Genomic DNA, 26,173 nt, shown 5'->3' with positions numbered 1-26,173 from the left:
ATAATAATGTAAACCGACGGTAATATCTTCCTACATGGAGGTACTACTATGTCAAATAGGTTATCCGTAAAGGATTTGGCAACGATCGGCATTTTTTCGGCAATAATGATCGTTGTGTTTATTGCATTCTCGATGATCACCGGCGTATCCTTATTTTTTAATATGGTATTAAATGCCGTGTTTGCAGCGTTTATACTTGCACCGTTTTTTGTGTATATGGCAATGAAGGTCAATAAGCCGGGCGTAGTTCTTATTTATAATACGCTGCATGCCGTTTTAACAACCGTCTTTATGGGGCCGTTTATGTTCCCATGGTTTTTTATCGGCGGAATTATCGGCGAACTTTCTATGTGGGGTAAGGACAGCTACCGGAACTGCAAGCGAATTACCATAGCGTGGATTATTACTTCACTTACACGAGCCACACACGGTATGAGCGAAATTTGGTTTTTCTATAATGCTTTTGTAAAGACCGGTGTTTCGAAGGAACAAATCGATATACAAACACAATACTATACCGATCCTAAATGGGTTGCAATCTCATTAATCCTTACTGTTATTGCTGCAATGCTCGGTTGCTATATCGGCAATAAAATGCTAAAAAAACATTTTATAAAAACAGGGTTGTTAAATTAGGTATGGATTTCCGTACTAAATTAACAGTATTCTTTTGTACGGTATTTTTGGTATCGGTTATTTCCAAGAATACCGTATTTTTCTGTTTAATCGGTTTATTGACCGCGTATGGAATTTCGCAAAAGCACTATCGCAGTATATTCCGCTGCGTTTTTGTTTTGCTCATTGTCGAAGTAATACAGATTATTTCAAAGGGCAACGGGTTAGGCACAATGCTGCCGGAAATGTTTTTATTTATTATCACCCGAATGATAGCTGTTCTTATATCGGTTATTCCAATCATTAAAACACCGCCGGGAGAACTGACCGCTGTTATAAACAAATTGAAAATCAATAGAAATATTGCGTTGTCTTTTATTTTTATGATGCGTTTTTTTCCGATTATCGGAAATGAATTTAAAGAGATTATCGAGTCCTTAAAATTGCGCGGATTATTTACCTTAATAAAACCGCTGCAAACCATGGAATATGTCTTTATCCCGATGATGTTTTCCGCTTCTAAGACAGCGGAAGAATTGGCTGCCGCTGCGGAAGTACGAGGCATATCCGCTGCCGGAGTACACACCTCTAAGCGGGCAATCGTATTTACCGCCGTCGATTGGGCTATCTCACTGATCGCTCTTGTTATATCCGCGGGATTATATTATTGGGAACTTCATTAAAAATGATTACATTAGATCATATCTGCTATGCATATCCGCAATCGTCAAAAGAAAATCTTAACGATATAACGATGGAGATACAAGACGGAGAGGCCGTTGCTTTAATCGGATTGAGCGGATGCGGAAAAACAACGATAACGAGAATCCTCAACGGACTTGCCTACAAATTTTTTTCGGGAAAAATGGACGGCTGCATATCGATTAACGGCATCGACCCGAGCAAAAAGGAATTACATGAAATAGGGCGGATGATCGGTTCTATTTTTCAAAATCCAAAAAGTCAGTTTTTTGCAGAAGTTGTAGAAGATGAGATTGCATTCGGATTGGAGAATTACGGCTTCGAACGTACCGAAATTGTCAAGCGTATTACCGACTCTCTACGTATGATTAACGGCGAAACGTTACGAACAAGAAATCTGTTTCAGCTTTCAAGCGGCGAAAGACAGAAAGTCGCGATTGCGTCGGTCAATGCACTTGATCCGCCGGTCTATGTATTTGATGAACCTTCTGCAAATCTTGATATGGCGAGTGTGGAAGCGCTAAAACGATTAATGGCTTTGTTAAAAAAGAAAGGAAAAACGCTTATCGTTTCCGAACATCGAATCTACTATCTTAAAGATATCATCGATCGGTATTATTACATAGAAGACGGAAAAATTATCCGCTGCTATACAAAGGAAATGCTTGAACATTCACCGATTGAATTTTTTCGGCAACAGGGCTTACGCTTATGTTCCCTTGACCGTATTGAACCGCACGGAAAAACAATGTCCGGAACACAGTGTTTAAAAATCGACAACCTCTCTTTTTCGTACAGCAGACAGTCTTTACTGGAAAATTTAAACTATTGTTTTACAAGCGGTATAATATACGGAATCATCGGCGGAAACGGCGCAGGTAAAAGCACCTTCGCAAAAGTACTGAGCGGACTGCTGCGTGAAAAACACGGCAGTATTTCTTCGTGCGGAAAATACAGCTGCAATGACATAAAACTCAACTGCCGTACACGGAGGAAAACAATATACTATTTGTCAAATAACCTTGACAGTAATCTTTTTGAAGTCTCTGCTACGGAAGAACTGCGATTAAACGATCCTGCCGCCGACGCTGCCGAAATCTTAAAAGATTATTGCTTAGATAGCGTTGCGAATACACATCCGCAAATCCTCTCCGGCGGACAAAAGCAACGGCTGGCGATTGCCGCCGCCTCATTATTAAAAAGAGACGTATATATTTTCGACGAACCGACGAGCGGTTTGGACGGGAAGAATATGCGCCTTATAGCCGGTAAAATGCGGGAACTTCAAGAACATGACCGGATCGTCATTGTTATTTCTCACGACTATGAGTTTTTAATGGAAGTTTGCAGTGTCGTGCTGCACCTAAAAGGAAAATCCTTTACGGAATACACCGTTGCAACCGATAAAGAAAAGATACTGAATGTTTTGCAAAAGGAATAACGATTTGCAGCAAAATGACAACAAGCATATTAAATGGATTATAAAGGAAAATTTAAAAAAGAACCGATTGATAAAAGCGGACGGCGAATGGGTCGGAATGATGGAAAGCCGATTGTCTGCGTGCTGAAACGCAAAACATTGACAAAGCGATAAAAACATATTAGCGTTGCTTACAATCGATATGAAAGCTAACGATACGAAACCCGAACGAGAAAAAAAGAAAGCGCATACAAAATCCCCGTCGCAATCGAAGCCATCATCGGAGCAAGCAAAGACAAAATCACCGGTACAATCAAAACGCCCGGCAAAACACGCAAAAACAAAATCGCCGAATTCCAAAGAGCGCATCCTGAAATGCGCCGCTTCCGAATTTTTGAAAAACGGCTGGGCGAAAAGTTCGATGCGCGAAGTCGCAAAACTTGCGGGCGTTACGACCGGCTCTTTATATTTTCATTTTAAAAATAAGGAAGCGCTTTTCGACGCGCTCGTAAAAGACGTGTACGATTCTCTTTTAGCAAACCACCGCGCAATGTACGATACCTTTTTCAATATGCCGCCGGACACAAAAAAGCGGCGCGCCTTCCGTTTTGAAGGGCGCAAAAAAACGGTGGACTTCGTGTACGAACATTACCGCGCGGTCAAGCTGCTCGTGTGCGGTTCGGCCGGTACGCGCTATGCCGATTTTTTTTCACTTATGATGGAAGATACGTACAAAGCCGACGTGCGCGTTTTGGCGTCGCCCAAAGAGTTCGGCGGCGTACTGCGCTCCGGCATAGACCTGCGCCTGTATTCGGCAATCGACAAAAGCTTTTGGAGCTGCCTGTTCGAAACCGTCCGCTTGGATGTTCCCTACGAAGAAGCGCTCAAGTACGTCGCCCTGCTCGACGAGTTTTACGAAGCCGGCTGGCGTAAAATCCTGTGCGAAACATAATAAGAACACGTTGAAAGAAAACAACCGGCCTCTTTGCTGAGCGTCGGTTGTTTAAATTCTGTGAAGTGATTTTTAATTTTTGAAAACCGCTAAAAATCTCTGCCCTTAGAGATTCTCCTCGTATTTATTTATCCAAAAAGAGCGTCGTCTTTTCGTCGAAATCGAGCGATACGATGTCTCCGCTTTTGTAGAGCTTCATATCGGGCTTGAAATCGACGCTCGCTTTGATGACCGTTTTTTCGTTGAACAGCAGATCGTATTCGACGTGGCTGCCGACGAAAACGGAACTCTGAACCGCGGCTTTGACGGCGCCTGAATCTTTATCATGCACGGAAATATTTTCGGGGCGTACGACAAAAAATACATCTGCGTTCACTGCGGGAGTTGCTGTGAATCCCCGGCGCGCAGTTACCGCATTGACGGAAGAGATAGAAGCGGTAATCATATCGCCGTCGATTTTTTGTACTTTTGCCGGAACGATATTCGCTTGACCGATAAAGTCGGCGACGAATGTCGATGCGGGTTTGCCGTATATTTCAAGCGGAGTGCCGATCTGTTCGACTTTACCGCGACTCATAACAACGATTCTGTCGGAAACGGTGAGCGCTTCCGATTGATCGTGCGTGACGTACAGGCACGTCGTTCCGAGCGCTTTTTGAATTCTGCGGATCTCCGTACGCATGTGGATCCGAAGCTTTGCGTCGAGGTTCGAAAGCGGTTCGTCCATCAAAAGGAGCGACGGTTCCATAACGATAACGCGCGCGAGGGCGACGCGCTGCTGTTCACCTCCCGACAGCTGATTCGGATATCGGTTTTCATCTCCGCTCAATCCGACGAGTTTCAGCGCATTGATGATTTTATCGTGGATGTCCGCATCTTTTTCGCCGCGCGCTTTCAATCCGTATCCGACGTTTTTGTAAATCGTCATGTGCGGAAAAAGCGCGTAGTTTTGGAACACGAATCCGATGGCGCGTTCGTTTACCGGCACGCTCGTCATATCTTTGCCTTCGATGGTGATGCTGCCGCTCGTCGGAATCACAAAGCCCGCGATCATGCGGAGCGTCGTCGTTTTGCCGCAGCCCGACGGTCCTAAAAACGTGACCATCTCTCCCTTTGCCACTTCGATGTTGACTTTGTCGACCGCATTGAAAATGCCGCCGTTCCGTTCGGGAAATGTTTTTGTAACGTCTTTTAAAACAAGTGATATATCTGCCATAGTATTCTCCGTAAATTCCGTTTATGATTTTTGCTTTGCTTCTTTTGCAAACTGCATCGAGTACAATTTCATGCACAGCGCGATAAGCGCATCGGCGGCAAAGACGATGATGATGAGTACGATCGAAAATGCGGATGCCTGCGGAAACTGCAATTCCGTCATGCTTTCGAGGATGCGTGTCGTCAAAAGCGTCCACCGTGCCGAAACGAGGAATATCGTTGCGCTGATAGCCGTCATACAGTGGATGAACAGATACCGCATACCCGTAAGGATCGCCGGAATGATGAGCGGAATCGTTACGTGCGTAAATGTGCGTACGGCTCCCGCGCCGAGACTCGCGGACGCTTCTTCGAGTGTCGGATCGATTTGCTGCAGCGATGCGATGACGGAGCGGATGCCCGTCGCATAATAACGAAAAATATACGCGGCTACGAGGATCGTCATCGTACCGGTTAATAAAATCGGCCGTTTGTTGAACGCCGCGATATATGCGATACCGACGACCGTGCCGGGCAGCGCGTAATTGAGCAGCGACGAAAAATCGAGCAGGCGTTTTGCCGGGAATTCTTTCCGTTGAATGATGTAGCCGATGACGACCGACAGAAGCGCGCCGAGCAGCGTCGAAACGAATGCGATCGTCAGCGTGTCGGAAACCGCTTTTTTCCCGTTTGCAAAAACATATCGATAGTTTTGCAGCGTCAGCGTATTGTCGATGCCCCACACTTTGACGAATGAGCCTGCGAGGATGATGAAATACAGATAGATGACAAAAACGATTACGATAAAAGCGATACACCAGCACAGCGCTTTCATCCACTTCGGCAGCGGAACGAATTTCGATTGCGCCGCGCTCTTTCCGGAAACGGTTACATAGCTTTTTTGACCGACGAGCATTTGCTGGAAAAAGAACACGAGCAGCGCGGGAATTATTAATAAGAACGAAAGGGAAGAACCTCCGTTCAAATCGAACATACCGGTGATCTGCAGATATGCCTGTGTCGGCAGAATGGGAAATTTGTGACCGCCCAAAATGAGCGGCGTCGCGAAGTCCGCAAGGCTTGAGCCGAAAAGCAAAAGAACGGAGTTTGCAACGGCGGGAATCGAAAGCGGAGCCGTGATCGTCCGGAATATCCGTTCGCTTTTTGCGCCCAAGCTCGACGCCGCGTCGTCGAGGTTCGAACTCATCGTATTTAAAATCGCGGAGATGACCATATAAGCTACGGGAAAATAGGTGAGCGTTTCGGAAATCCACGTGCCTATAAATCCGTAGATATTTGCATCGGGGATGCCGAATAATTTTAATAATGTTCCGTTCGGACCGAGCGCAAGCGTGAGCGATATGCTGCTCGTAAACGGCGGCGAGATGAGAGGTAAAATCGTTATTGCACTGATGAGTGTTTTAAAAATTTTCGGCAGATTTGTCCTGTTTACGACAAGCGCAAAGACATAACCCAAAAACGTACCGCATACGCTTACCGCCGCTGCGAGCGCAAGACTGTTCCACAGCGCTTTCAGCGTATATGCGTTGAGGAAATTTTTTTTAAGCAGTTCGGATGAAATGCGTCCGTTTGAAAAAAACGCCGTATATAAAAGCGTTATGACCGGATAAAAAATAAATACCGCAAAACACGTCCAGATGACGACGAGCGCACAAAAAAGCGCGGGATCTTTTTTTATTAAAAGTACGCGCCGCCCGTTTTGCAGCGGATTGTTATTCTGCATGGCTGACCTTTAGTTATTAAAATTGATAAAAATTTGCGATTAAAATATCAACGGGACACGGAAAGCGTGCCCCGTACGGCTTTATGTATGAACGAAATTATCTGAATCGTGCGCGACCTTAAAAAACGCAAAGGAACGTCTTTTTGCAAGGAACGCGCAGCGATTGCCGCATCGTACGAAAGCTTTATTGTTGGATAACTTCCTTGATCCACTTTTCGACGTACGCTTTTCGATTTTCACCTTTCCATGCAGACGGCGCGTTGATCAAATTCATCTTTTTCATATCGAGTGCGGGATCGTCAACTTTTATATCGGGGCGCGTCGGAATATAGCAGATTTTATTCGCCATCATAAAATCGCCGAGTTTTTTTGTCGATGCCCAATCCATAAGACGCCGCGCAGCGTTCGGATGTTTGCATCCTTTGAGAATTCCCGAACCTTCGACGCCGTAGGTAATGCCTTCTTTCGGGAATGAGATGACGAGCGGGTAGCCCTGATGTGTGATATCGAGCGCATCGACGAGATAGAATACGCCGCTTGCCGCCTGACCGTTTGCGATCGGAAGCGCGCCGCCCGCGCCGCTTTTCGTATAAAGCTGAACGTTCGCGTTGAGCTTCTTTTGATAATCGAACGCCTCTTTTTCACCGACCGCTTTTACGAGCGAATAAATGCGCTCCGTCGCGGTTCCCGACGTACGGGCATCCGCCATCTGCAAGCCGTTTTTATATGCCGGATCCAATAAATCGTACCAGCTTGTCGGAGCCGAAAGATTGTTCTTTTTGAGAAAATTCGTATTGGTGAGGAAGCACAGCGGAATGATGCCGATGCCCGTCCAATAATTGTCCGGTGAACGGTAGTTTGCGGGAATCTTATCGGCTTCAGCGGGTTTATACTGTTCGAAAACACCTTCCGCAACGCCCGCGTCGTAGGTATCCGACGGGCCGCCCCACAGACAGTCCACTTGCGGATTTCCTTTTTCAGCTATGATGCGCGACAGCGCTTCGCCGGAAGAGAGGCGGACGAAATTGACTTTGATGCCGGTATCTTTTGTAAATTCCGCTAAAATCGGCGTTGCGTATTTTTCCGGCATGATGGAATACGCGTTGAGTTCGGTTTCAGCCGCTTTGCCGTCCGACGAACCGTTTGCGAACATCGGGAATGCGATACATACGGCGAAAAATACGATTGCCGCTTTTTTTAATAATTTATTCAAAATAAGCCTCCTGAAAGATATAATTTCAGTGTGAGGCATTTTTGTGCAGTTGTCAAGTTTTTTTTCGTATTCTGTTTTGTGTTTTTTTTTCGGCACTTTCTTTTATCGGTTTTTTCGATATTTTTTCCGCCGTATTTTTCAACTGCGGTCTTATATCCGCTTTTTCTTTTTCCTCCGATTGCATTCTATAGCTGATTCTGCACTGAACAGCCAAAAACAAAATCGCCGCGACGGAAAATCGTTTGAAGTCGTCGTAAAGCGCGAAAAAATCGTACAGACCGTGCAAAAGCGGCGTAAATAAAAGTGCGGCGATGTCGATCCGCATCCGCTTTACCGACCGGATAAACAGACCGCCCAATCCCGCGCACAAAGCGTGCACCGCATCGCTTGTAAACATCCGTTCAAACATTTGGACGTATATGAGGTGCGCACCGATCGTATTTGCCTGCTGGAGATGCTGTAAAAAATAAATCGCCGATTCGAAACAGCCCAAACTCATGCCGCAGATACACGCGCACAAAAAAAATTTTCCGAGCGACAGCCGCTTTGACGGCAAAAGCAGCATAACGACCATTTTAACACCTTCTTCGATGAGGCCGTTAAATAAAATCGCGCGCAAAAGCTGTGTGATCCAATGATCCGATTGCAAAAACGAAATATCGGCTACGTAAAATTGTAAAATTGAAATCGGGGCTACGGCCAGCAAACCGAGCAGTGCGGCATACAGCATCGCGATGATTCCGACATGAGCGAAGCGGCGTATCGGTAAAAAAATAATAAAGAGGGGGGCGAAGCAAAGTGCGAGCGCCGCATAGATATTCATACAAAAAGCATACTGCAAGTTATGGACTTTTGCAATTACAAGCAATATACTGGCGGTATGACAGTATCTCCTGATCCGGCATACATTATCTTCGGTATAAAACACTCGGGAAAAACGACGCAAGGCCGTCTCCTTTCAAAAAAGATTTCCTTTCCCTTTGTCGATATCGATGAAATCATCACGAAGCAGACGGGCTTTACGCCGCGTCAAATATACTTCGATTACGGTCCGGAAAAATTTATGAGCGCGGAAGAGAAAATCTGTCGCGTGCTCGAAAAAAAATGCTCCGGCAAAAAAATCGTCATCGCGACCGGAGGCGGCATATGCGATAACGCTCCTGCGCTGATGCGCTTGCGCGATTTGGGAATGTTTGTTTTTCTCGAAGTTGCGGAAGAAATCGCATTCAACAGGATTTTGGAAAAGATAACGTTCAACGACGACGGCTCGGTCGCAAATGTACCCGCATATATCGCTCGCAAAGAACCGAAAACCGAAGAAGAAGTGAGAGCCGTCTTTCACGACGTCTTTACCGAGCGGACTGCACGATATCGATCCTTTGTCGATACGATCGTTCCGCTCGAAGACGTTTCCAAAGAAGAAAATTTTAAAACGTTGTGTAACGCACTCGGCATAGTGTAACGCTGCCGCGCGCTCCGATCACTGCGATCAACTGCAGCCGCACCCGCCGCTACAGCCTCCGCATCCGCCGTTGCAGCTTCCGCCGCAGCCGGACACCTCGGGCATGAGCTCTTCGTCGGTCGCTTCGCGCACGTCGACGACATTGATATCGAATACGAGCGTCTTTCCCGCCAATTCGTGATTGCCGTCGACGATAACGGTTTTATCGGTTATGTTCCGGATCGTTACGGTCATGGGACCGCCTGCCGTCTGTGCTTGAAATTTCATGCCGACTTCGAGCGGAGAGCCGGTATCGAACTGATCGCGCGGCACTTCTATGTGCAGCTTCGGATCGTATTCGCCGTAGCCGTCTTTCGGCAAAACGGTTACCGTAAACGCATCGCCGGGATTTTTGCCTTCAAGTTCCGCTTCGAGTCCCGGGATCAGATTGCCGTTTCCGTGCAGATATTCGAAGGGAGCAAGCCCCGAAGACGAATCGATCAACACGCCGTCGGTATCTTTGAGCGTATAGTGTATTTTTACCATTCTGTTTTTTGCAATGCACATATTCGATTCCTCAATCCATATCCTGAACGACTTCCGTCACTTCGGGACATGCATCTTTCAAATAGCGTTCGACACCCATTTTAAGCGTCATCATCGCCATGGGGCAGCTGCCGCATGCGCCTACCAATTTTAAATGAACGCGGTTTTGTTCATCCAAGGAAATATATTCCATATCGCCTCCGTCAGCCTGCAGCTGCGGGCGGAACATATCGAGCGCTTCTTTTATCGAAGCTTCAAGTCTTTCGTTTGCCATACGATCTCCTAGCGGTGCCGACGGGTTATCACCGAAAGCATGAGTTTATTAACCGATACTTTCAAACTTCGTCATTCAACCTAATACTATAAATATACTGTAATTTTATCGATTTGTGATTTTTTTCACAACGGTTTGAAGCGGCGTATCGTAGTACAAAATACCGTACATCGCCGAAGCTGCGATGAGTTTGCGTCCGTAATCGCGCGTTTCCGAATACGGGATCGTTTCGAGAAACAGATCGCTTGCGGTATGTCTGCCGAGTTCCAAGTGCGAATTGTTTATCCAACGGCGTACGCGCCCGATCCCGGCGTTGTATGCGAAAAATGCCGTGAGCGGCGAACCGCCGAGCCGCTTCGTAAGGTACGCGAGATAATACGCGCCGAATTCGATATTCGTCGCAGGATCGAGCAGATCGTAATCGCTTCGTTTCAAACGCATCGCGATTTCGTCCGCGGTCAAATCCATGAGCTGCGTTAAACCGCGCGCACCGGCGGCGCTTATGACGTTATTGCTGAAAAAGCTTTCCGTACGGATAAGCGCGTACAAAATCGCTTCATCGATACCGAACGCTTCGCACGAAGAAGAAACTTCTTTCGCATAATTGCGCGGATATAAAAGCCGGTACGCATCCTCGCCGAGCGCTTCGTCGCCGTACGCGGCGGCTTTTGCGATGATCCTGAGGCTCTGCGTATAATATTCGTCCGTACCCGACGCCGCTTTATTTAAAAAATCCGAAAGGACGGCGGCGCATTCGACGCTTATCGTCTTGCCTCCGGAGGTAAACGAAAGCCATTCCGGATAAATTTTTTCCGGCAATCCGAAAAGTGCGTAGCCTGCAAGCAGACGTTCGACGGCTTCATCCTTTATAAAATTTTTATTAATTTTTGTTCGATACAGAGCGGCTTTCACCTCTTCGACGTCGAGATCGAGTTTTGCCGCAGCAAGCACTTTATAGTAAAGATCGCAATCGAGCGAAAGCACGCGGCGGAATGCGTTTTCGGCTTCCGTTTTCGGAGCTTCGGACGCGACCAAACCTTCCTGCACGAGACGCCCGTAGAGATACGCAAAACGGCCGACGGATACATCCGACGCATAGCCGTCGACAGCGTCGTATACTTTTTTAAAATCGTTCCAGCGCGATTGCGAAAGGAGCAGCGGTGCAAAGAGTTCGAAAAAATCGTCGAAGTACGAAGTATCCTCGATTTTTGCGCGGCGGGTTTTAAACACGTCTATCGCGGTATCGATCGAAACGCGCAGGCTGCCGTTCAGGAGATACCACAGTGCATTGTCGTATTGCGCTCCGCTCGGCGCAGAGTCCATCGCACGGGCAAAACGATCCGCCGTCACCGCGTAATCCGAATCGGCTTTATCGTAGAGCCTGCCCGCATAAAAATACGCGTTGTAGACGATGTCCGCATCGTTTTTTTCGTTTGCCGCAATGTCGCTGAAAATCTTTGCGTTTTTTATACGGCTCGAACTGCCGTAGAGACAGGCTTTTCCCATATCCGAAACGATCTGCGCCGTAAGCGGCAGTGCCTTGTTTTTTATCGTGATATCGACAATGTCCGAAAAGCGCTCATACGCGGAATTGTAATTTGCGTTGTAGACGTCGATTCTGAAATTAATAATTTTACTTTTCGCCGATTGAAAGCCTTCGGTTACCGTTTCCTGATACAGTCGATACATCGAAGGCGTCATCGATCTCGACGTATACCACTTGTACGCTTCATCTTCAAAACGCTGACTGCTCCTTTTAAATAGTGCGCTCAATTTAATACGGGCGATTTCGCTGCCGCACGACGTAACATCGATCGGCTCCGTCAAAACAAGGATTTTCGAATATTCGCCGGCGTTTTCGTATTCGTGCAATGCGATCAAAAACGCGTCTTCATCGGTATAATTTGCTGAAAGTTTTTCGCACGCCGAAAGCCGCTCCTGCACCGAGCCGAATCGGGCGAGCTCTTCCGCGCTTCGGCGGGCCGCATAATACGAGCCTTTTTTCGCACATCGCAAAAAAAGCTGCCGTGCGGCTTTTTCGTCACCGTCCGACTTTTTTCTGAGCGCGATATAATAATTCGCATCTTCGCCGTACAGTCTGCGAAGCGAATCAAAACCGCTTTCGTTGCATCCCGAAAAACCGACGGCAAAAGCGAAGAGAACAAAACTTATTAATAATTTTAACAAACGTAAATTCCGCACGGCTCGGCAAGACGGTGATCATTCTACCGGGATGCGTATCGTCGTTCCCGAAATGATGTAATCGGGATTTTTGATATTGTTATATCGTGCGATCCGCGGATAGCGCCACGGATTTTTATAATACGCGTCGGCTATATCCCACAGCGTGTCGCCCCATTTGATGCGGTATGCGACGTCTCCCGTCGATTTCGAAGCGGCGGCAGGGCGCACGGGTGCAACCGTTTCCGCGCGCGGAGCAACGACGATTTCATCGGGTTTTGCCGGCATAACCGGCTCCTCGCGTGAAGGTGCGGCCGTATCGCGCGGCGGCAGAACGACGGTATCGTCCGTATGCGAAGCGTGCGATAAGAGTACGTTGTATTTCGACGGTATCACAAACAAAATCAATATCGTTGCGATAACACAGATTAACGCGCACAGCAGGCAAATGAGTACCGGCGCCTTCGTCTTTTTTTTGATCACGGTTTTCGATTGGTATTTCGTAGCGGTAGTCCCCTCTTGTATATTTGTATCATCGGTTTCGCCGAATTGCAGATCATCGAGCGAATCGATATTCCGCGTCGCAGTGTCGGTTTCGTTTGACGGCATATCGATATCGTCAAAAAAATCATCCGAAAAGGTATGGTCGCCGGATGCCCTATCGATATCCGAAGTTTCGCTTTGCACAGGCGGGACTTCGTCGAACGACGGAAGATCCGCCTCATCGAAATGAAAGTCGTCGGTATTATCGGCTGTAGAAAAATCGGTCGCTTCGTTTTCGATCGACGTTTTTTCCGCCGGCGTATCGTCGAACGACGGAAGGTCGGCCGCGTCGAAATGGAAGTCGTCGGCATTATCGACTGTAGAAAAATCGGCCGTTTCGTTTTCGATCGGCGTTTTTTCCGCCGGCGTATCGTCGAACGACGGAAGATCGGCCGCGTCGAAATGGAAGTCGTCCATACTGTCGGCTGCGGATGATTCCGTATCTGCAAGCGATTTCTCTGCTGAGGAAATTTCCGTTGTGGCAAAAGCATCACGATCGTTTTCGCGCGAGGTCTTTTCCGCGGTCATATCGTCAAGCGTATGCTCGTCTTGCGGCGCAGCGTCGAAGGTCGAAAGATCGATATCATCAAAGTGAACATCGTCAGCCGAGTCCGCATCACCCGTTCCATTATCAAAAAATTCCGTGTCGGATTTTTTTTCATCAAGCGCTTTCGTCGAATAAACGTCCGGCGGCGCAAATATATCGTCTGTCGGCGGAGTATCGGCGGCATCGTTTGCCGTATCGGAAGCGTTCGAAGCGGATTCGGAAACCGGTTTTGTTAAATCCAATTCTTCCGGCAGATCGAGATCGCTGAAATCGGGCGGTTCGATCGATGCATCCTGCTGCGCCGCCGCAGCGCGCATCAATCCCCCGGCGGCAAGCGCGGCTCCTGCCGTGATTGCAGGCCCGTACCCGTCGCCGTTCGGATGCTCCTGCGCGGTACCTTCGACAAGCGATACCGTAACCGTATTGTGTCCGCCCGATTCGCCGTCGTTGATTTCCGCAAAAAGTTTATTCTGTTCGTCGAGAGCGACGGTAAACGATATGTCCGGTTCTCCGTTCGGATGCGCGACGAGATTGTCGATCCGTAAGGTCGCCGCATACTCCGCATCTTCCATTGAATCGGTTTCCGAGCGGTATAAATCAACCATAATGGAAGTTTGATTGTCGCGCGCCGTTGTCAAGTCGAGCGTTTTTTTTGCAGGTACGCCTTCTTCGAGCAGCGGATAAAACGAACCGTCTGCAAGTTTGATTCCGATCATTTTCATAAAACACCCTCAACTGCCACTGTTATGATACAGTGAAACCGAATATAACGCAATGCGTCCGCCGAGTACCGTTATTCTTTCCGAAATTCTCAAGCCGATAAAATTTCACCTTATTATATTGTCGGCATAACGGTTGCAATATAAAAGGCGGAAAGTCGAGTTCGGAAAATATCAACCGCCTTACGAGAACATGCAGTGCGAAACGTTGAACACTATACCCGATGTTCTGCGTCGGGGTTATTGATGTGCTTTCCGGACTCGCCCTTCACCTCGTAAACGAAATGGTAAGGAAGATTTCGAATTTTAGAAAACTTGAAATCCAAGCTGATAGGCGAAATTTTTCGAAAACTCACTTTTTTTTGATAAATTTCAAAAGGTGTGGTATAATATTAAAACATGATGATTTTAGTTAAGGGCGGCACATTTCAAATGGGTTCTCCGACCGGCATGGCTGACGAACGGCCGATACACACCGTCACCGTCGACGATTTTTATATGGACGAACACTTGGTTACCCAAGCCGAATGGAAAAAAATTATGGGCGTAAATCCCGCATATTTTTCAAGCAGTCCGAAAAAAGGCGAATCGCAGACAAAGCGCCCCGTCGAACACATCAGCCAATACGACGCATTTGTCTACTGCAACAAACGCAGTATCGCTGAAAAATTGACTCCGTGCTACATCATCAAAGGCGAGTCCGATCCGAAAAAATGGGGCACCGTTCCCGACGAACAAAACAACGCATGGGACAACGCCGAATGCCGCTGGGATGCGAACGGCTACCGGCTGCCGACAGAATCCGAATGGGAATATGCGGCGCGGGGCGGCATTCACGACGGACAAAAAAAAGCCGCCAAAGACGCCGAAGAAAACCGCTCGTGGAACAAAAACAACAGCGACTGCATGACCCATGCCGTGTGCTTAAAATCGCCATCCGTGCTCGGCTTTTACGATCTTTTCGGAAATGTGTGGGAATGGTGCTGGGACTGGTACGATTGCTATATGCCCGGCGAATTCGTAAACCCGCGCGGCGCCGACCGCACGATCGATAACACCGACCGCATGGGGCGCGGCGGCGCATGGAATGCCGAAGCGTCCGACTGCTCGCCGTATTTCAGAAACTGCGGCAGCCCCGCTTCCCGCTATAATTTTATCGGTATGCGCGTCGTCCGCTCGAAAAAATAAATAGGTTCAATATCGAATTTTCCAAAACTCGAAATTCGACCAAATAATTGGGAACCTCTAAAAACTGCAGTTTTTAGAAGTAACTTATTATTTTATTTGCGCTTAACACATTTTACTATGCGAATGCCGTTTTATTAATTTAAATTTTCTTTATCGAAAAAACACAACCCTTAATCGGCATCATCGCCTGCAAACAAATCGTTCGCACTGCGATACCGCCTACGCCGCCGTGGAGCCGTGCCGGAGGCAGCGACCGGAGCGGAGCGAGGACGCCGCGCGAAAGCAAGCGGCGGAAGGGCGGATGGCAAAAAGGGGTTCGTCCCGGATTCTTCTCCACGAAAGTTAATAATTAATAAAATTACATCTTACTGCTATAAATATTGTTTCATCGGTTCGCCTTCGACTCCGGCGAGCAGTTCGATGTAGGGTTTTGCGGGGCTTGCGTTGATTTTTTGCAGCAGCACTTCTTCGATTTGGAAAAAGCCGACTTCCCCCGACATGTATATTTGAATGCGCAGGGGTTTTTCGCTGCCTGCTCCGATTTCGACGCGTTCGATCGAGTTCGCCGAATATTTATGGATGTCGCCAATTGACGGAGCGTTGTCGAGTCCGAGCGGAATGCGCGCTCTGCCCTTTGTCATATCGCAGCCGTCGGCGATGAGGATGATGCCCGCTTCGAGCGCATGGATTTTGCGCGTACCCATGTGGCCGACGATGCCTTCCATCGCAAGAGAGCGGATCGTCACGCGCCGTACGAGGTTTTCGCCTCCGGGAATAAATTTGTTGAGCAGCCGTTCGATGACGGGGAGCGCGAGAAAAACGCTGTACAATTCGTGATCCTGACGGCCGATCGACATGCCGAAGTCGTGCAAAAACGACGCGAATATGACGGCGGTCAAACTGTCGGCAAAGGTGCCCGCTTTTTCTTTTTGCAGACTCAACTGTACGCCCGCTTTGTACAATATCTCCGTCATTTTGATCGCGTTGTGCGTCACCGTGCGCATGTGTACCGGCCCGTGATCGTTGTAGCCGAGCCGCACGATGGAAACGCTGTTGGCGTAATTTTGCACCGCTTCGATTTCCTGATCGCGCATAAGCGCTTTTGCAACGAAGAGCGGCAGGCCGTCTTTTTCCGGAGTAAGCGCAATGAGCTTTTCAAGCGCGGATATGATTTTTTTATCGACCGAAATTTCTTTCGGCGATCGTTCGGTTTTCATGATTTGCTCCTATGTATAAGTGCGACTTCTATTGTAAACGGAATGCGTAAAAACGTCACGGGCTGCGCACGGAAACATACGCGTGAAAAAAGCGGGCGAATGTGTTATACTTTTGCCATGCTTGAAAATTCGCAGCGGCAAAAATCAAAATCGTTTGCCGGTTTTTTCTTTGCCGCTTTTTCGATCTTCGTGTGGGGCATAACCTTTGTGTGCACGAAATCGCTTTTAAAAGATTTTTCCGCGCTCGAAATTCTCATTATCCGATTTTTATTCGCATACGCTATGCTGTGGATTTTGTGCCCGCATCGACTCAGACTCGAACGCAAAAAAGACGAATATCTTTTCGCAGCAGCCGGTTTAAGCGGCGTCGCCGTATATCAATTTCTCGAAAACATCGCGATCATGTTTTCGTCGGCATCCAACGTAAGCGTCATCGTTTCCATCTGTCCGATTTTCGCCGCAATCACCGCGCAGATTTTTTTACATGAAAAACACGTTACACCTTTTTTTATTACAGGTTTTATCATCGCGATTTCAGGTGTCGCGCTCGTAAGCTTTAACGGTGCGGCGGAATTTCACTTAAAACCGAAAGGCGATCTGCTCGCGCTCGGTTCGGCCGTTTCGTGGGGATTTTATACGCTTTTCGTCACAAAGATCAACGCGCTGCGTCTCAACAAATTGGCGGCGGTACGGCGCATATTTTTTTATGCGCTTATCTTTATGGCACCGCTCGTACTCTTCGGCGTATTCTCTCCGCTTGCAAAAAACAACAATAATTTTTTTGTAAGCTTCGATACGGCCGTCAACATGGTTCGATTTGCAAAACCGCTCAACTGGGTAAACCTGCTTTTTCTCGGCGTCGCCGCATCCGCGCTCTGCTTTGCCGCGTGGAACACCGCATGTGATAAGCTCGGCGCCGTCCGTGCGACCGTCGGCATCTATTTGATACCCGTCGTGACGATTGTTTTCGCGTATTTTGCACTCGGAGAGCGGATCACCGTACCCGGTATAGCGGGCGTTATGCTTACGATCTGCGGACTCATGCTGTCAAATAAAAAAACCCGCAGTCAAATGTAAGCGCCGCGGCAGGCTTTTCGGAAAACGACACGCGGACGGAAAAAATGTATAAACATCTTGCGGTGTAAATTAACAAAACACAATAAAAACTAAAAACTAAAAATTTGACAGATAAAAATACTCGTGTTAATATAACAAAATTAAAAAAGTAAAATCGGTGAAACTGTCTTGTACTACACAATGATATGTGATCATCAAAAACAACTAAAGATTTTTATCTTTAAACGCAAGGAGGATTTGGTATGGAGTACGGTATCATCGCGCTCATCCCCGTTGTATTCGTATTTGTTATCGCAATTACGACAAAAAAGACGCTGGATTCGCTTTTGATAGGTTCGTTGATCGGATTTATCATTTTGGCAAAGCAGAATTTTATCGGCGCATGGCTGGATTCGCTGATCGAAGTTTTGAAAACCGACAGCGTTTTGTGGGTCATCCTGGTAACGCTCTTTTTCGGAATTTTGCTTCAACTGATCGAACAGTCGGGAGCGCTCAGCGGTTTCAGCAAAACCATCGGCAGATACGCAAAAACGAAACGAAGCGCAATGCTGCTGTTGTGGGTTTCGTCGCTCGCCATATTCATCGACGACTATCTGCACAATTTGGTCATCGGCGCATCGATGAAAAAAGTCGGAGACGAACACAAGATATCGCGCGCGAAAATCGCCTATCTTACGAATTCGACGGCAGGAACCTTTTCATCGCTTATTCCGATTTCGACGTGGGCGGTGTTTTATTCCGGCCTTATCGCGAGTCAAAATCTTTCGGTCGACGGAAACGCGATGGCGGGCTACATAAAAACGATCCCGTTTCAATTCTATCCGATGATTGCAATCACTATTTCGCTGCTCGTCGCGCTGCAGGTCATACCCAACATCGGCCCGATGAAAAAACACGAAGCGAACGCGGAAAAAGGTGTTTTTTCGGATACGGATATCCCGCAGGCTGACGATAAAGGCGCATCTTCGCCGGTGTGGTTTTTTATCATACCGGTAGCGGTTTTGATTGCGGTGACGATCATTACCGGCATAGATGTTTTGAAGGGGATCGTCGGTGCGCTCATTGCGGCGATCGTTTTGTATTCCGTTACGAAAAAATTAAACATAAAAGATTTTATGGATATCGCATTGGAAGGCATGAAAAATATGCTGCCGATCGCGTGTATTTTGGCAATCGCTTTCGTCCTCGTCGATGCGAATACAAAACTCGGTTTGGCGGAATACATCATCGATTTGGTTCGCCCGTTTATGTCCGGTAAGATGCTCCCTCTCGTCGTGTTTTTGACGGCGACGGCGTTTGCATATTTTACGGGAATGTTTTGGGATATGGCTGCGGTTATGCTTCCCATCGCCGTTCCGCTTGCGACGCAGATCGGAGCCAACCCGTATCTGGTTTCGGCTGCGATCTTTTCCGCTTCCGCATGGGGAAGCCAAATCTGTATGTACGGCGATGCGGTTATCGTCAATTCGGGCGCATGTGAAATATCGCCTGCGGAAACGAGTTTTTCATCGCTCCCCTACGGCATCATCGGCGTAATCGTGTCGGCGATTTTATATACGGTATTCGGATTTATAGCATAACGGGATACCGCTAAAAATCCGATTGGAATTTTAGCGGTATCATAATTTTATTCAGTTTGAGGAAGTATGATATATGGAACGATTGGCAAAAACATTGAGCGCGCTCGACAACACGTTCGGCGTTTCGGGTGAAGAAGAAGCGGTTGCTGCGCAGATAAAAAAAGAACTCGAAGGTTTTTACGACAGCTGCAGAGAAGATGCGCTCGGCAATATTATCCTTACGCAAAACGCGCGGGGCGGCAATAAAAAAATTGCGTTGGCCGCGCACATGGATGAAATCGGTTTTATCGTACGCTATATCGACGACAACGGTCAGCTTTTGATCGCGCCTGTGGGATATCACGACGACCGCATGCTCATAAATCAGGACGTCGAAATCAAAACCAAAGACGGCATGATCGAAGGCGTCACCGGTTATAAACCCGCGCACATGCTCAAAGGCGATGAAGGAGAAAAAGTGATCCCGTTCGACAGTATCTATGTCGATGTCGGCACGCTTACGAGAGCGGAAACCGAAAAGCTCGGTGTGCGTATCGGCGATTACGGTCACTATCAGAGAACGGGAAAATTTATTAACGGCGGTAAAATCTATACAGGCAAATCCGTCGATAACCGTGTAGGCTGTACGGTCATCTGCGAAGTGATGCGGCGCGCGAAAGAAGCCGGCATAAAAAACGAATTGACCCTCATCGGAACGGTGCAGGAAGAAGTCGGCGCGCGCGGAGCGGGAGTTGCGGGTTTTTCGGTCAAGCCCGATGTCGCGATCGTCGTAGACGTAACGATTGCAGGCGGAGCGTCCGGACTTGAACTGAGCGAATGCTGCATCGAACTCGGAAAAGGCCCTGCCATTAAATATTACGATTGGGATATGGGTTCCACGATGGGAAACAACGTTTCCAAAAAGATGACGCGCGCTTTCGAAGCGGTCGCCGAAAAAAACAACATCGAATTCCAGCGCGAAGTTTTGATCAACGGCGGTACCGACGGATGGACGCTCGCAACGAGCGGAAGCGGCGTGCTCACCGGCATCATATCCGTTCCGCAGCGCTATATGCATACGGCCGTCGGCACGGTGCATATCGACGACCTGGAAGGTGCTGTCGATCTTATCTTAAAATACATACAGAGTATCGACTGAAACTGTGATTGAAAACGGAAAGGCTTTCGCTTTTCCGTTTTTTTTATTCGTGTCGCCGCATCCCGATATTCGGCAGGATTTAAAATTCGGCGGACGGACAACGCACATATTTACAATGGTACCGATTTATAGTACTGTTTATCTGTGAACGCGAAGCAAAAAAAATTGTACGACGCGATATTTAAGGATCCCGTACAGGCGGATATTGCATGGCGGGAAATAGAAAATCTTTTGCGTGCTTTGGGAGCCAAAATATCGGAAGGACACGGTTCACGAGTGCGTATCGAGCTGAACGGCGAACGGGCTGTTTTTCATCGTCCGCACCCGCAAAAAATTACGGACAAAGGTGCCATAAAATCGATGCGGAAATTTTTAAATAATGCGGGAGTAAAATATGATGAATTATAAAGGCTTTATAGGTACCGTCGAATATGATGATAGTGCACACATTTTTTCCGGAGAAGTAATCAATACCCGCACGATTATTACATTTCAAGGTACTACAGTGGACGAGATCGAAAAAGAGTTCCGTGCTTCGGTCGATGATTATCTTGAATGGTGCAAAGAAGACGGTATCGAACCCGAAAAACCCTATTCCGGTAAGTTCAATGTCCGCCTCACGCCGTTATTTCACAGTCAAGTTGCCGTCGCCGCAAAAAAGCTTGATATGTCGCTTAACAGCTTCGTAGAGAAGTCGTTAAAAGACGAAATTGCCGCAATGCAAATCGCCCCCCGATAAACGCACGGCTCGAAGATAAAACCCTGCTGCTTCGCTTCGCAACATGAACGATGCGCGGTTGCTGTGATTGTTCAAAGACGATGTCGTGCGACTGAAAATTTGCTATACTCACACACCGACAATATGATTCCCGGAGGAAAAAATGAAAAAAATATTTTGTAGCACCGGATTCTTTTTTATCGCTCTATTTATATTTGCAGAAACAAATATGCAAATAAATAAAGAAATGTATGTAAAAGAAAATCTTAGATTGCGTTCGGAGGAATCAACGGCAAGTTCCGTTGTCGCCGTTATGAGGGTCGGCTCTAAAGTAAAAATACTGGAATTGGGAAAAGAAGAAATAATCGATTCAATTCGCAGTAATTGGGTGAAGATAGAAGTTTTAAACGGAAAATCAAAGTCGGGAGACGTTATAAAAAAAGGGACAAAAGGTTGGTGCTTCGGCGGTTATTTGTCCGATTATGTCGGCAGGTTTGATTATATCGATTCGAGCAACCGAGATTTTAAGATTGAAAAGATTCAATTTAAAAATGAATCGGATGCCGCCGCATGGGAAAAATTAGCAGGGCTTTATTTTGTAGGCAGTCCGCATAAAACAATTTCCGAACCGAAAGAAATAGATACTCCATGGGGAAAAGATTACGGTTTCGGTTTGGGTTGTCATTCCGTTTCATATGAAAACGGAACGTGGATTCACGGCGGAGACGGAGAAGCGGAAGAATTTGAATTGGAATCGATATCTCCGGATAAGACTGTGTTTTTGATGAAAAATCGTTATTACTCGCAGACTTGGAAAATTGACGGCGAATATTTATATATTAATAATAATCCGTATTATAAAATTACCGGCCCCGATTGCTATAAACGATTTTTAAAGCAATTTATAAAAAATTATAACGACGCTGTTTTTAAATACAGACGGGATGTTTCAAAACTTACCGAAAAGCTCGAAACCGTTCCGTATGAAATATTGAAAGCCCTTGCGACCGGAGATGTAAAAGCGTATTCGAAATATGCAAATAAAAAATCCGCTGTAAATTTAAAAATCGGTGATTATATGGAAAATACGAATTTTTCATATCAGAACTTGCTGGCGGAAACCGAAGATGTAAAAAGGGCGTTCGATTTTATGAAATCGGATTTAATAACACACGCAAATGTTATAGACTCAATACAACCTACGATAAACGACTTTGTTGAAACGACAACGGAAGAATTTGAAAAAGAATATACAGATGCAAATGTTTTGGTTGAATATCTATTCAATGAGTATGAACAAATTGAAATGTTTTTTAAGATTGACGGGAATAATGTTATTTTGGTCGGGTTAAAAGAATATTCCGTTTTCAGACCATAAAAAGACGAAATCACCTCAATGCAAATCGCTCCCCGATAAACGTGCATCCCGAAGATAAAAACCGACCGCCTCGCTTCGCAACATGAACGATGCGCGGTTGCTGTGATTGTTCAAAGATATATCCGGCATACTTGAAACACGATTGAAATTTATAAAAAAGGCAATGACGCTTATTCGGAAAATGTAGTGCTCGCGTATTCCGGTAAAACACCGAGTCCGAACAGCGCAAAATCGCCGCGGCACGGATCGTCCGGCCAAATCTGCTTGAGCGCGCGGGTCAGTTCGCGCGCCGTCTTTTCCGTTCCCGCACTTCGCTCGGATATGAGACGGAGCTTTTTCGCTTGCTTGAGGACGTGTGTGTCGAGCGGCATAACTAAGTCCGCAGGAGAAAACCACGTCCACAGACCGATATCGACGGGAGAGCCGGTACGCACCATCCAGCGCAAAAACATATTCATGCGCTTATTCGCCGAACCCGCGTTTTGCGGAACGACACGGCACTGCGGAAACGCGCTCGCGATAACGTGCAAAATCGCGGAAGACGCGTCAAAGGACTCGGTTTGACGGGTTTTACGATTTGCGGCTTTTATGCCGGTAACGCTCGGCTTACCGCTTTCGCTTTTTTTGTTAAGTTTACAAGAGGCAAGTTTTATACCGGCAGCGGATACGTTATGTTCGCTTTCCGTGCAATTTGCACTTTTTATGCCGCCTACAGCGAATACGGTACGCTTGCTTTCTGTGCGATCGATATCTTTTGTGCCCGCGATCACGTCAGGTACAGCTTCCGACCGGTATACTTCCCGCCATACCGCACATTCCGCTTTGTATGCTTTTTTTACGTAAACGCCGAACGACGCGTGCTCCGCCAATATGTTTTGCAGCGCGGCAAAGAGATCGCACATATCATCGTATGAAAAGAATCTATAAAATTTCCGACTGCCGCGCGGAAAATCGTTTTGCCACACCCCGCTTTGTATCCACGATGCGGGATGCTTTCCCGCCGAAGCGAAAATCGTCTGCACTTTTTGCAGAAACTGTTCGCGCTTTCCGAACGACAGCATCGCCGTGATGAATGCGGCGACTTCCGTATCGCGCGCGGAACGATACCGCCGCAATATGAGGCTCGGATCGCCGGATGAAAAATCACGGGTTTCGTATGTGTCCGCGAGTTCGCACAAAAGTTTTTTTACTTCAGGAACGATTTTTACGTCAGCCATCGATGCGATTATAATTTTCTTTCCGCAATTTTTTCAAACGCAAGCAGCGCGCCTCCTCTTACGCCGCTTTCCTGCGTATGCTCAGGGTAAATAAATTCGATATTGTCATGCGGATACGGGGCGCGTATGTGCCGGCGCATAAAGGTCATGAGCGTTTCCGTCGGAAACCCCCGCATCGCAAGCACACCGCCCGAAAGGATCACGTAATCGGGATCGATGATATTGATTTCCGTTGCGATGACATACGCAAGTGTTTTTAGAAAATCCTGCACGAGAGGGTGATCGCACTTCTTAACAAAAATTTCTTTTATATCGATTTCGGAAAAATTCTCTTTGCACATTTTTTCAAGGTATCGTCCCGACGCGACCGTTTCCGAACAGCCGATATTTCCACAGCCGCAAACGGCCTGCGATCCGAGCATCGGAATATGTCCCAATTCTCCCGCGACGCCGTTTTTCCCCGTGTAAAATCCGCCGTTGATATACAGCGCGTTTCCGATGCCGGTTCCGACATAGATACCGATAATATTTTTTTCTTTTGCTTCATCGAGCTTGTATTCCCGGATGTCGTTGTTCAAGAGGTAATTTACGTCCCTGTCGATAAACACGGGAAGCCGTAAACGCTCGTGCAGAATCCCGCCCAAATCGATATTGTTTAAGCCCGGTAAATTCGGCGTCGAATAGATAAAGCTTTTGTTTTTGCTGACCGAAGACGGTACGCCGATCGCGACGGCGCGGCAGCTTTTTTGCAAATCGTGCTGCCGTATATATGCGGCGATTTTTTGTTCCAAATCGGAAACGATATCTTCTTTTACGACCGCACCGATGAATTTTTTTTCGAATCCGAAAATCGTTCCCGCTTCATCGACGTACCCGATCCGTAAATTCGTTCCGCCTATATCGATGCCGATGACCGTATCCATTTACGCTTTGCACCCCGTCTCTTTATAAAAAGCATCCGTCATGATATCCCACGCTTTTGCCAAATCGGGATCGTTGTTGAAAAGCCCCGATGAGCCGACGATGTACACTTCCGCACCCGCGTCGTACAGCCGTTTAAAAGTTTTTGCATTGCACGAACCGTCCACTTCTATGAGATACGAATATCCTTTTTCGGCTTTTAAATTTTTAAGTTCCGTTATTTTGGGAAGCACTTCGGGAATAAACGGCTGTCCGGCAAATCCCGGATCGACGCTCATCACCGTGATTTTATCGAGCCGGTGAATGTAGGGCAGCAGCACGGAAACGGGAGTCGCGGGATTGATCGCAACACCCGCCTTGCACTTATGCGAATGAATCATGTCGAGGATTCGAAACGCCTGAGCGTTAATCGTTTCCGCATGCGGCACGATGTAGTCGGCTCCGGCTTTTGCAAGAGCGGCGACGAAGTCTTCGGGGTTCGTTACCATGAGATGACAGTCGATCGGCAGTTTGCACGCTGCACGGATCGATTCCACGAAAAAGGGAGAGAGCGTAATATTTTTTACGTAGTGTCCGTCCATGATATCGACATGAACCAAATCAGCTTTTTCGTTGATGATTTCAAGCTGCGCTTTCAATTCCATGAGATTCATACACATGAGCGACGGATTGAATAAGACTTTCATATTTCCTCCAATAAAAACTTTGCAGGAAGTTGCAACTTCCGAAAAGTTTTTAGCCGTGCGCGCGAGCGCACACGTTCAATAATCGAGTTTGCGAAAATCTACTGTATCGTATTCATTCGATATTCATAAAAACGATATGCGTACATATCTTCCGCAAACATCCGCGCAAACTCGAAATAAAAAGCGACGACGCTATTTCAGACGGCGCTTTTTATCATACCTCCAAATTTGAATTCGGCATACCGTTCGACAGGTACCGTTATCGTTTCGTCAGTTGCTGTACCGTATCGGCACAAACCTTAACGGAATGCGATGCGCCTGCTGCCGGTTTTAAATCGCCCCGCAGATAAAAAATTAACAATTTATTGAATAAAGCGCAGCATCAATTTGAGCTGCGTCGTCACCGCGATATCCGCCTTATGTCTGTCGTTTTGCGCGATATGGCCGAGCACCGAAATGCCGGTGTTTACCGTCGCATGCTTGAACATACGGCGGAATACGCGGGCGGTTCCCGACATACCGCTCCCCTCGTGCGTGCAAAACGGAATGATCGTCTTGCCGTCCATATCGTGCTTTTCGATAAACGTATACACGACCGGCGGCAAGTCGCCCCACCAAATCGGATAGCCGATAAAGATCGTATCGTAAGGCGCGATATCGACATCGCCCGTATATGCGGGACGCGCTTTATTCCGCTGCTCTTCTTTCACATACGCAACACAGCTTTCGTAATCGGCGGGGTACGGTTTTTCCGGCACGATCTCGAATATGTCGGCGTGCATCTTTTCCGCAATGAGCTTTGCGACGATTGCGGTATTGCCTTCGGTGATATAACCGACTTTGGAATTTTCATCGGCGCGGGAAAAATAGACGACGAGCGATTTCCGTTCTTTCGGCTTGGCTTGTACGCCGACCGCCGCGAAAACGAAAACCAAAGCGGTGATGATTTTTATTTTATTCAT

General features: G+C 47.2%; 25 protein-coding genes. 12 read left to right on the top strand and 13 right to left on the bottom strand.

Annotation, left to right across the window (positions count from 1 at the left end; all coding sequences use genetic code 11):
• The first annotated feature begins 48 nt into the window (after positions 1–48).
• The 4 genes from H9I36_RS04490 to H9I36_RS04475 all read left to right on the top strand — a co-directional run bounded on the left by H9I36_RS04490 (position 49) and on the right by H9I36_RS04475 (position 3,689).
• Complete coding sequence (locus H9I36_RS04490) at positions 49–636, top strand: MptD family putative ECF transporter S component (protein ID WP_187384181.1); 588 nt, start codon at positions 49–51, stop codon at positions 634–636.
• Positions 637–638: 2 nt separating this feature from the next.
• A complete protein-coding gene (locus H9I36_RS04485; protein ID WP_187384180.1) occupies positions 639–1,298 on the top strand; it encodes an energy-coupling factor transporter transmembrane component T family protein in 660 nt (219 codons plus the stop codon).
• Positions 1,235–2,758, top strand: a complete 1,524-nt coding sequence (locus tag H9I36_RS04480; protein ID WP_255422658.1) for an energy-coupling factor ABC transporter ATP-binding protein — start codon at positions 1,235–1,237, stop codon at positions 2,756–2,758. Before H9I36_RS04485 ends, H9I36_RS04480 begins: the two co-directional genes overlap by 64 nt.
• Positions 2,759–2,939: 181 nt before the next feature.
• Positions 2,940–3,689 carry a TetR/AcrR family transcriptional regulator gene (locus H9I36_RS04475; RefSeq protein WP_187384179.1) on the top strand — a complete coding sequence of 250 codons (750 nt, stop codon included), beginning with the start codon at positions 2,940–2,942 and terminating at the stop codon, positions 3,687–3,689.
• A 124-nt stretch (positions 3,690–3,813) separates the two neighbouring features.
• Here H9I36_RS04475 and H9I36_RS04470 read toward each other — a convergent pair whose 3' ends face one another.
• From H9I36_RS04470 to H9I36_RS04455, 4 genes are all read right to left on the bottom strand, one after another.
• Entirely contained in the window at positions 3,814–4,905 is a 1,092-nt protein-coding gene (locus H9I36_RS04470; protein ID WP_187384178.1) for an ABC transporter ATP-binding protein, read from the bottom strand.
• Between the two features lie 21 nt (positions 4,906–4,926).
• Positions 4,927–6,627 carry an ABC transporter permease gene (locus H9I36_RS04465; protein ID WP_187384177.1) on the bottom strand — a complete coding sequence of 567 codons (1,701 nt, stop codon included), beginning with the start codon at positions 6,625–6,627 and terminating at the stop codon, positions 4,927–4,929.
• A 184-nt stretch (positions 6,628–6,811) separates the two neighbouring features.
• The gene (locus H9I36_RS04460) at positions 6,812–7,840 is read right to left on the bottom strand and encodes an ABC transporter substrate-binding protein (protein WP_222864640.1); all 1,029 of its coding nucleotides are present in this window, start codon (positions 7,838–7,840) and stop codon (positions 6,812–6,814) included.
• 52 nt (positions 7,841–7,892) lie between these two features.
• Positions 7,893–8,663, bottom strand: coding sequence for a PrsW family glutamic-type intramembrane protease (locus H9I36_RS04455; RefSeq protein ID WP_187384176.1), 771 nt, complete (start codon positions 8,661–8,663; stop codon positions 7,893–7,895).
• A gap of 57 nt (positions 8,664–8,720) precedes the next feature.
• Here H9I36_RS04455 and H9I36_RS04450 point away from each other — a divergent pair, with 57 nt between their 5' ends.
• Positions 8,721–9,302, top strand: a complete 582-nt coding sequence (locus H9I36_RS04450; RefSeq protein WP_187384175.1) for a shikimate kinase — start codon at positions 8,721–8,723, stop codon at positions 9,300–9,302.
• A gap of 27 nt (positions 9,303–9,329) precedes the next feature.
• Here the strand turns inward: H9I36_RS04450 and H9I36_RS04445 are convergent, their stop codons facing one another.
• The 4 genes from H9I36_RS04445 to H9I36_RS04430 all read right to left on the bottom strand — a co-directional run bounded on the left by H9I36_RS04445 (position 9,330) and on the right by H9I36_RS04430 (position 14,094).
• Positions 9,330–9,848, bottom strand: coding sequence for an FKBP-type peptidyl-prolyl cis-trans isomerase (locus tag H9I36_RS04445; RefSeq protein WP_187384174.1), 519 nt, complete (start codon positions 9,846–9,848; stop codon positions 9,330–9,332).
• Between the two features lie 10 nt (positions 9,849–9,858).
• Positions 9,859–10,101, bottom strand: coding sequence for a NifU family protein (locus H9I36_RS04440; RefSeq protein WP_021329614.1), 243 nt, complete (start codon positions 10,099–10,101; stop codon positions 9,859–9,861).
• 105 nt (positions 10,102–10,206) lie between these two features.
• The gene (locus H9I36_RS04435) at positions 10,207–12,288 is read right to left on the bottom strand and encodes a flagellar assembly lytic transglycosylase (protein ID WP_187384173.1); all 2,082 of its coding nucleotides are present in this window, start codon (positions 12,286–12,288) and stop codon (positions 10,207–10,209) included.
• 33 nt (positions 12,289–12,321) lie between these two features.
• The gene (locus H9I36_RS04430) at positions 12,322–14,094 is read right to left on the bottom strand and encodes an Hsp70 family protein (protein WP_187384172.1); all 1,773 of its coding nucleotides are present in this window, start codon (positions 14,092–14,094) and stop codon (positions 12,322–12,324) included.
• Positions 14,095–14,490: 396 nt separating this feature from the next.
• Between H9I36_RS04430 and H9I36_RS04425 the strand changes: the two genes are divergently transcribed.
• A complete protein-coding gene (locus H9I36_RS04425; protein ID WP_187384171.1) occupies positions 14,491–15,279 on the top strand; it encodes a formylglycine-generating enzyme family protein in 789 nt (262 codons plus the stop codon).
• A 371-nt stretch (positions 15,280–15,650) separates the two neighbouring features.
• Here the strand turns inward: H9I36_RS04425 and H9I36_RS04420 are convergent, their stop codons facing one another.
• The gene (locus tag H9I36_RS04420; protein WP_187384170.1) at positions 15,651–16,496 is read right to left on the bottom strand and encodes a phosphohydrolase; all 846 of its coding nucleotides are present in this window, start codon (positions 16,494–16,496) and stop codon (positions 15,651–15,653) included.
• A 117-nt stretch (positions 16,497–16,613) separates the two neighbouring features.
• Between H9I36_RS04420 and H9I36_RS04415 the strand changes: the two genes are divergently transcribed.
• The 6 genes from H9I36_RS04415 to H9I36_RS04390 all read left to right on the top strand — a co-directional run bounded on the left by H9I36_RS04415 (position 16,614) and on the right by H9I36_RS04390 (position 22,387).
• A complete protein-coding gene (locus tag H9I36_RS04415) occupies positions 16,614–17,573 on the top strand; it encodes a DMT family transporter (RefSeq protein ID WP_187384169.1) in 960 nt (319 codons plus the stop codon).
• Between the two features lie 242 nt (positions 17,574–17,815).
• A complete protein-coding gene (locus H9I36_RS04410) occupies positions 17,816–19,153 on the top strand; it encodes a Na+/H+ antiporter NhaC family protein (protein ID WP_187384168.1) in 1,338 nt (445 codons plus the stop codon).
• A 73-nt stretch (positions 19,154–19,226) separates the two neighbouring features.
• Complete coding sequence (locus H9I36_RS04405) at positions 19,227–20,291, top strand: M42 family metallopeptidase (RefSeq protein WP_187384167.1); 1,065 nt, start codon at positions 19,227–19,229, stop codon at positions 20,289–20,291.
• 144 nt (positions 20,292–20,435) lie between these two features.
• Positions 20,436–20,699: a type II toxin-antitoxin system HicA family toxin gene (locus H9I36_RS04400; protein ID WP_187384166.1), complete on the top strand. Its 264-nt coding sequence runs from the start codon at positions 20,436–20,438 to the stop codon at positions 20,697–20,699.
• On the top strand, positions 20,689–21,030 hold the full coding sequence (locus H9I36_RS04395; protein ID WP_255422657.1) for a type II toxin-antitoxin system HicB family antitoxin: 342 nt from the start codon (positions 20,689–20,691) through the stop codon (positions 21,028–21,030). The genes H9I36_RS04400 and H9I36_RS04395 overlap by 11 nt, the downstream gene beginning before the upstream one ends.
• A 142-nt stretch (positions 21,031–21,172) precedes the next feature.
• Positions 21,173–22,387 carry an SH3 domain-containing protein gene (locus H9I36_RS04390; RefSeq protein ID WP_187384164.1) on the top strand — a complete coding sequence of 405 codons (1,215 nt, stop codon included), beginning with the start codon at positions 21,173–21,175 and terminating at the stop codon, positions 22,385–22,387.
• Positions 22,388–22,557: 170 nt separating this feature from the next.
• Here the strand turns inward: H9I36_RS04390 and H9I36_RS04385 are convergent, their stop codons facing one another.
• From H9I36_RS04385 to H9I36_RS04370, 4 genes are all read right to left on the bottom strand, one after another.
• A complete protein-coding gene (locus tag H9I36_RS04385; RefSeq protein ID WP_187384163.1) occupies positions 22,558–23,604 on the bottom strand; it encodes a TIGR02757 family protein in 1,047 nt (348 codons plus the stop codon).
• Positions 23,605–23,612: 8 nt separating this feature from the next.
• Positions 23,613–24,527 (bottom strand): allose kinase, encoded by a 915-nt coding sequence (gene alsK / locus H9I36_RS04380; protein WP_187384162.1) that lies wholly within the window; start codon positions 24,525–24,527, stop codon positions 23,613–23,615.
• Positions 24,528–25,211, bottom strand: coding sequence for a D-allulose 6-phosphate 3-epimerase (alsE, locus tag H9I36_RS04375; protein ID WP_187384161.1), 684 nt, complete (start codon positions 25,209–25,211; stop codon positions 24,528–24,530).
• Positions 25,212–25,573: 362 nt separating this feature from the next.
• Entirely contained in the window at positions 25,574–26,173 is a 600-nt protein-coding gene (locus H9I36_RS04370) for a flavodoxin (RefSeq protein WP_187384160.1), read from the bottom strand.

The sequence above is a fragment of the Treponema sp. Marseille-Q4130 genome (assembly GCF_014334325.1).
GTDB lineage: Bacteria > Spirochaetota > Spirochaetia > Treponematales > Treponemataceae > Treponema_D.
This window is presented reverse-complemented; position numbering and strand designations above follow the sequence as displayed.

What these genes read in the sequence shown, in the direction of transcription:
- H9I36_RS04490 (WP_187384181.1), top strand. Translation starts at nt 49, where the DNA reads ATGTCAAATAGGTTATCCGTAAAGGATTTGGCAACGATCGGCATTTTT.
- H9I36_RS04485 (WP_187384180.1), top strand. Translation starts at nt 639, where the DNA reads ATGGATTTCCGTACTAAATTAACAGTATTCTTTTGTACGGTATTTTTG.
- H9I36_RS04475 (WP_187384179.1), top strand. Translation starts at nt 2,940, where the DNA reads ATGAAAGCTAACGATACGAAACCCGAACGAGAAAAAAAGAAAGCGCAT.
- H9I36_RS04470 (WP_187384178.1), bottom strand. Translation starts at nt 4,905, where the DNA reads ATGGCAGATATATCACTTGTTTTAAAAGACGTTACAAAAACATTTCCC.
- H9I36_RS04465 (WP_187384177.1), bottom strand. Translation starts at nt 6,627, where the DNA reads ATGCAGAATAACAATCCGCTGCAAAACGGGCGGCGCGTACTTTTAATA.
- H9I36_RS04455 (WP_187384176.1), bottom strand. Translation starts at nt 8,663, where the DNA reads ATGAATATCTATGCGGCGCTCGCACTTTGCTTCGCCCCCCTCTTTATT.
- H9I36_RS04450 (WP_187384175.1), top strand. Translation starts at nt 8,721, where the DNA reads ATGACAGTATCTCCTGATCCGGCATACATTATCTTCGGTATAAAACAC.
- H9I36_RS04445 (WP_187384174.1), bottom strand. Translation starts at nt 9,848, where the DNA reads ATGTGCATTGCAAAAAACAGAATGGTAAAAATACACTATACGCTCAAA.
- H9I36_RS04440 (WP_021329614.1), bottom strand. Translation starts at nt 10,101, where the DNA reads ATGGCAAACGAAAGACTTGAAGCTTCGATAAAAGAAGCGCTCGATATG.
- H9I36_RS04430 (WP_187384172.1), bottom strand. Translation starts at nt 14,094, where the DNA reads ATGAAAATGATCGGAATCAAACTTGCAGACGGTTCGTTTTATCCGCTG.
- H9I36_RS04425 (WP_187384171.1), top strand. Translation starts at nt 14,491, where the DNA reads ATGATGATTTTAGTTAAGGGCGGCACATTTCAAATGGGTTCTCCGACC.
- H9I36_RS04420 (WP_187384170.1), bottom strand. Translation starts at nt 16,496, where the DNA reads ATGAAAACCGAACGATCGCCGAAAGAAATTTCGGTCGATAAAAAAATC.
- H9I36_RS04415 (WP_187384169.1), top strand. Translation starts at nt 16,614, where the DNA reads ATGCTTGAAAATTCGCAGCGGCAAAAATCAAAATCGTTTGCCGGTTTT.
- H9I36_RS04410 (WP_187384168.1), top strand. Translation starts at nt 17,816, where the DNA reads ATGGAGTACGGTATCATCGCGCTCATCCCCGTTGTATTCGTATTTGTT.
- H9I36_RS04405 (WP_187384167.1), top strand. Translation starts at nt 19,227, where the DNA reads ATGGAACGATTGGCAAAAACATTGAGCGCGCTCGACAACACGTTCGGC.
- H9I36_RS04395 (WP_255422657.1), top strand. Translation starts at nt 20,689, where the DNA reads ATGAATTATAAAGGCTTTATAGGTACCGTCGAATATGATGATAGTGCA.
- H9I36_RS04390 (WP_187384164.1), top strand. Translation starts at nt 21,173, where the DNA reads ATGAAAAAAATATTTTGTAGCACCGGATTCTTTTTTATCGCTCTATTT.
- H9I36_RS04385 (WP_187384163.1), bottom strand. Translation starts at nt 23,604, where the DNA reads ATGGCTGACGTAAAAATCGTTCCTGAAGTAAAAAAACTTTTGTGCGAA.
- alsK (WP_187384162.1), bottom strand. Translation starts at nt 24,527, where the DNA reads ATGGATACGGTCATCGGCATCGATATAGGCGGAACGAATTTACGGATC.
- alsE (WP_187384161.1), bottom strand. Translation starts at nt 25,211, where the DNA reads ATGAAAGTCTTATTCAATCCGTCGCTCATGTGTATGAATCTCATGGAA.
- H9I36_RS04370 (WP_187384160.1), bottom strand. Translation starts at nt 26,173, where the DNA reads ATGAATAAAATAAAAATCATCACCGCTTTGGTTTTCGTTTTCGCGGCG.